Origin of the sequence: Paraburkholderia sp., from assembly GCF_036488505.1 — a bacterium.
Taxonomy (GTDB): Bacteria; Pseudomonadota; Gammaproteobacteria; order Burkholderiales; family Burkholderiaceae; genus Paraburkholderia.
Genome location: NZ_DASXHN010000327.1, coordinates 1 through 2,261, shown reverse-complemented (window position 1 = coordinate 2,261; position 2,261 = coordinate 1). Strand labels below are relative to the sequence as shown.

At 63.0% G+C, this 2,261-nt stretch carries 3 protein-coding genes; 1 reads left to right on the top strand and 2 read right to left on the bottom strand.

Features of this window, described 5'->3' with window-relative positions; translation table 11 throughout:
- On the top strand, positions 1 to 465 hold a 465-nt coding region (locus VGH68_RS19085), incomplete at its 5' end, for an ATP-binding protein (protein WP_331605247.1).
- Positions 466 to 580: 115 nt separating this feature from the next.
- Here the strand turns inward: VGH68_RS19085 and VGH68_RS19080 are convergent.
- Together VGH68_RS19080 and VGH68_RS19075 are read right to left on the bottom strand one after the other, a co-directional pair.
- Positions 581 to 844: a hypothetical protein gene (locus tag VGH68_RS19080; protein WP_050381213.1), complete on the bottom strand. Its 264-nt coding sequence runs from the start codon at positions 842 to 844 to the stop codon at positions 581 to 583.
- Between the two features lie 118 nt (positions 845 to 962).
- The coding region (locus VGH68_RS19075; protein ID WP_331605244.1) for a diguanylate cyclase at positions 963 to 2,261 on the bottom strand (1,299 nt) is incomplete at its 5' end.

The following is a 2,261-nucleotide window of genomic DNA, read 5'->3' as shown; positions in this document are numbered from 1 at the left end:
GCGCGGAGTTATCGTGCGGTCACGGTGGGCGCGTCGTCCGTTCAGACCCGGCTCGCGGCGGGGCGGGATTTTGCCTTGCCGGCCGCGACACTTGACCGCTTGCTCTCGAACCTGCTCGATAACGCTCACGCGTACGGCGCGCCGCCGGTTGTGATCGAAACATTGCGCGGGGCGAATGGCTGGATTCTGCGCGTCATGGATAGCGGCAGCGGGATCGCGGCGCAGGATCTTATCAAGGCGAGCCGGCCGTTTGTGAGGCTGGACCCGGCGCGAGGCGGCAGTGGCCACAGCGGGCTTGGGCTCGCCATTGTGGAGCGGCTGGTGCGGCGGGCGGGCGGCGACTGCGACATCCGCAATCGCGAGGAAGGCGGCCTGCAGATCACGATGCTCTTTCCTTTCGATGTCGTGGCGCGCTCGGCCGAGATGCTGCATGGAGACGTGCTCCATGAAGCGCGCATGATGTGATTGTGTAATTGGCCTTCGCAGGGTGCTCGCGCCCAGTGGGCGCGGGTTCGGCCACCGGCAGAGCTCAGTTGCCCCCCGGGAGCGCCGGCAATCCAGCCCTGGCGCGAGCGAAACGCTAGTCGAACAAGGTATTAAGCGCGGAAGCCGCTTCACTGTCGACAGTGTTGTACGTCACCGTGGCTGCCTCGAAAATGTAGTGCGTCGTGTATTTGCCGAACCGCGCCAGGATTTCCTCCTGAATCACTTCGGGCGCGACGTCGAGACGCAAATACCAGGCAGTCGAAGAGAGTCGCGTCTGGAACGCACCATATTCGGCGAGCAAGTGATCGAATGCTTCAGCGTCCTGATCGCGGCAGACAATGACCAGATTTCCCTTCATGCACCCCTCCTGATAACGGCAGATATCGAACTCGAAGATCGATAATACCTGCTGTCACGCCGCTTCCCCAGTACGCTGTTCGGCCAATCTCTCGCTTAATTCCTGTTTTGACTTCGCGTCAGGCTGTTTCAGGATGTCGCGGCATAGGCGGCTTGCTATCCGCCGGATGCACTTCGGTGCGGTCGCGCCCTCCCGATTTCGCCGCATACAACGCCAGATCCGCGCGCTTGAGCAGGTTTTCGGCGGTGTCGCCGTCGCTCAGCTCCGTAATGCCAATGCTTACGCTCAACGTGGTGTCGTCCGGGAGATAGGCGCAATGCTCCTGGTTGAAGCGCTTGCGCAGGCGTTCGAGAACCGTGTGGGCATCGGCGAGTGCTGTCTGCGGCAGCAGCAGCCCAAATTCCTCGCCGCCCAATCGGCCAACACCGTCGCTCGCGCGCAATTGCTCTTCGCACATCCGCACGAAATGCTCGAGCGCGCGGTCGCCGGTTGCGTGGCCGAAGCGGTCGTTGACCTGCTTGAAATGATCAAGGTCGGCGATTGCAACCGACATAGGCACGCCCGCCGAGCATGCCAGATCGACTTCGCGGCGCAATGTATCCAGGAAATAACGCCGTGACAGCGCTCCGGTCAGCGCGTCGTGGCGGGCTTCGGCAGAAAGTAGCGCATTGGCCGACTGCAACTGGTCGGCGAGATGACGCGTGGCCCGGTGTAACCGCCGCTCACGCAGGTACGACACGGCAATCACGATTGCGAGCAGGCTCACACCGAGCGCCGTGATGAACACAAGCAGCCGGTCGCGCCGTTGATTGCTCACGATTTCCGCCCAGTTCGGCAGCGGATGGACAATATGCGCGGCAAGTCCCGAGTTCAGGCCGGTGCGCTCGTCGTAAAGAGAGGGCGCGGTGCCGTCGTCGGCGGCAAAAAAGGCGCGCGAGAGCACGGGCGGCAGCCAGGGCGCATCCATCCGCACCCGTTCGCCGATGTTCGTAATCCGGAACGTGCGAAAGTCGACCCGGCGATACGCATCCAGCCGCTCCGCCCGCGACATCCGCAGTACCGGTGAATCGGGCAGCACGCGGTTTTCGAGCTGGCTTTCGTGCGCCATCACGATCACGCCGTTGTTGTCGGTGACGAACGTGCCCGCCCGCGCCACCCAGTGGCGCAAGCGGTCGATGCTCACTTTCGCGATTACCGCACCCACCAGGAAGCCGTCGCGATATACCGGCGTCGCGATGAAAATCCCGGGATCGCCGCTCGCGCGGCCGACGCCGTAGGTTTCGTTGAACGCGCCGAGCAGCGCTTTGCGGATATAACCTCGCGCCCGCATGTCGACGCCGACAAAGCTGTTCGTGTCGATGCCATTGCTCGACGCGACGCAAAAACCGTCGCTATTGACCACCCACACGTAGTCGAG

Coding starts and splice junctions, on each gene's coding strand:
- VGH68_RS19080 (WP_050381213.1), bottom strand. CDS start 844: ATGAAGGGAAATCTGGTCATTGTCTGCCGCGATCAGGACGCTGAAGCA.